Annotated in this window: 3 protein-coding genes and 1 pseudogene; 1 reads left to right on the top strand and 3 read right to left on the bottom strand. The window is 74.6% G+C overall.

All coding sequences use genetic code 11. From position 1 onward, the window contains the following. From HTZ82_RS01885 to HTZ82_RS01875, 3 genes and pseudogenes are all read right to left on the bottom strand, one after another. A pseudogene (locus HTZ82_RS01885) lies at nt 1-243 on the bottom strand (hypothetical protein); the annotation flags it as partial. Nucleotides 244-357: 114 nt separating this feature from the next. After that, nucleotides 358-711 (bottom strand): hypothetical protein, encoded by a 354-nt coding sequence (locus HTZ82_RS01880; protein WP_175407487.1) that lies wholly within the window; start codon nt 709-711, stop codon nt 358-360. A gap of 116 nt (nt 712-827) precedes the next feature. Further along, the gene (locus HTZ82_RS01875) at nt 828-1,430 is read right to left on the bottom strand and encodes a class I SAM-dependent methyltransferase (protein ID WP_175407486.1); all 603 of its coding nucleotides are present in this window, start codon (nt 1,428-1,430) and stop codon (nt 828-830) included. Nucleotides 1,431-1,581: 151 nt separating this feature from the next. Between HTZ82_RS01875 and HTZ82_RS01870 the strand changes: the two genes are divergently transcribed. Then, nucleotides 1,582-2,523, top strand: coding sequence for an MHYT domain-containing protein (locus HTZ82_RS01870; RefSeq protein WP_175407485.1), 942 nt, complete (start codon nt 1,582-1,584; stop codon nt 2,521-2,523). Nucleotides 2,524-2,577: the final 54 nt, after the last annotated feature.

Genomic DNA, 2,577 nt, shown 5'->3' with positions numbered 1-2,577 from the left:
GTCCATTCCGCAGTCCCACGCGGCGATCGCGACCGCGACCAGCGACACGTCGTCCACGGCCACCGTCCAGCGCGCCCCCTCGGCGTCCTGGCCGAGCACGAGCCCGTACCCCTCGGCGTACGGCTCCAGGCCCAGCGCCCGGCACGCCTGCGGGTAGTCGTCGCCGAGCACGCTGGGGAACTGGGCGGGCGTGAGCAGCGCCGCGGTCAGGACGTACAGCGCCTCGTCGTCCGTCACGGTCACGGCGGGCCTCCCGTCGTCTGTCGCAGTGCTGCCGAAGGTGTCGGTCGGCGCACCTTAACCAGCGAGTAACCCGGACGTCGAGACTCCGGACGCACCGAGTCGACCGCCGGAGCGTCAGGCGGCGGGCAGTCCGAGCAGACTGCGGGCCACGACCTGCGGTGATTCGTCCCGCTCACGCGCCAGCGCGATCACCGCCCGGCAGGCCAGCTCGCCCACGCCGAAGGACAGGGCCTCCGGCGAGACCCACCCCGCAGCCTCGTCCATCGCCTCCTCGTCGCTCTCGGCGCACGCGGCGACGTACGCGGCCGCGGCCTCGAAGATGTTGTGCTGCCGCCGCGGCCCGGTCCGCCCGGCACCGGCCGGCGCGGGAGACGCGTGAGCATCGGCGCCGCCGTGGGACGCGGCGGGGGCGCCCACTCTGGCCCTGGTCCGCGCGCGCGTCCGGAGTCTGCTGAGCCTGCTGAACATCGGACCCACCTTCCCGCGCGGCGGTGACCGCCGCGGCCATCGGTGTCCGTACCTCCCTCCAACGTAGGGCGGCGGCACAGCCGGAAGAAGAGGGACCGGCACGGGACGTGGGCCCGTCAGCCGGTCACGCGCTCGGCCAGCACCAGGTAGCGGGCGTCCTCGTCCACGTACGAGACCATGCGCCAGCCGGAACCGGCCAGCAGCGGCCGCAGGTTGGGCTCCGCCCGCACATCGTCATCGGTGATCCGCCGGCCGTGCCGCGCGGCGAGCACCGCCCTCCCGACCGGATGGAACAGCGCCAGCCGCCCGCCCGGGCGTACGACGCGCGCCAGCTCGCGCAGGCCGTCGGCGGGCCGCGCCAGATGCGAGACGAGCCCGGCGCCGAACACCGCGTCCATGGCGCCGTCCCGCAGCGGCAACCGCGCCACGTCGCCGAGCAGCAGCGCCCCGCAGGCGTCCCGCCCGGCCCGTACCGCCTGCTCCAGCATCGCGGGCGTCAGATCCAGCCCCACGACCGTCCCCGAAGGTCCCACGGCGTCCCGCAGCGCCGGCAGCGCCCGCCCGGTGCCGCAGCCCGCGTCGAGCACGGCGTCCCCGGGCCGCAGCCCGATCTCGGTGACCGCCGCCGCGTAGGCCGGACCGTCGTCCGGGAACCGGGCGTCCCAGTCGGCCGCCCGTGCCGCGAAGAACTCCTGTGCGTCCGTGTGGTCATCGCTCATGAGTTCATGATTCCTCACCCGTCCGAGCGCCGCCCCTGTGCGCACGTTCGACCATGGCGCGGTCGTTCAGTAACGTCTCTCTGTCATATTCCGTCAGCTTTCGAAACGTGCGCCTACCGTGCGCCCCCTCCAGGGCTACGGTCCCGGACCCATGGGACACCTGGACCACGCCGCCTTCGGCTGGCTGACCCCCGCGCTGTCGTACGCCATGGCGTGCGCGGGCGCCGCCCTGGGCCTGCGCTGCACCGTACGCGCCCTCGAAGCCACCGGCGCCTCGCGCCGCAACTGGCTGCTCACCGCCGCCTCCGCCATCGGCACCGGCATCTGGACGATGCACTTCATCGCGATGCTCGGATTCGCCGTCACGGGCACCGACATCCGCTACGACGTCCCGCTGACCCTGCTCAGCCTGCTCGTCGCCGTCCTCGTCGTCGGCGCCGGCGTGTTCGCCGTCGGCCACGGACACACCCAGGGGCGGGACGGCCGAATGTCGCTGCTCGTCGGCGGGCTGACCACCGGTCTCGGCGTGGCCAGCATGCACTACCTCGGCATGGCGGCACTCCGCCTCCACGGCACCGTGCGCTACGACCCGCTGCTCGTCGCGCTCTCCGTCGCCATCGCCGTGGTGGCCGCCACCGCCGCCCTGTGGGCCGCCCTCAACATCAGGTCGCCCGCCGCGGTCGGCGTGGCCTCCCTGGTCATGGGCGCGGCGGTGAGCAGCATGCACTACACGGGCATGCTCGCCGTCACGGTGGAGGTCCAGCCGTCGCCCGATCCGCTGCCCGGCGCCACGGCGATGCAGTTCATCTTCCCGCTCGCCGTCGGCCTCGGCTCGTACCTCTTCCTCACCTCCGCGTTCGTCGCCCTCTCCCCGACCGCGGTCGAGCGCGCCGCGTACGCCTCGGCCGGCGCGCCCGACACCACCGCACGCCCCGGCATCCGCGCACGCAGCGAAACCGATCCGCCCCCGCACCACCCGGACCACCCGGACCACCCGCACCACCCGGACCACCCGGACCAGGACGAGGGTCCCGCCGTGCCGCACGCCCGGCACCCCGCCGACGTGTCGCCCACGGCCCAGCCGCGGCCCTGACCCGCGCGCCCACCCCGTAGCCGTGGCGCACCGACCCGCAGCAGGCGCATCGCC

Origin of the sequence: Streptomyces sp. TRM64462 (assembly GCF_013362995.1) — a bacterium.
Lineage (GTDB): Bacteria > Actinomycetota > Actinomycetes > Streptomycetales > Streptomycetaceae > Streptomyces.
This window is presented reverse-complemented; position numbering and strand designations above follow the sequence as displayed.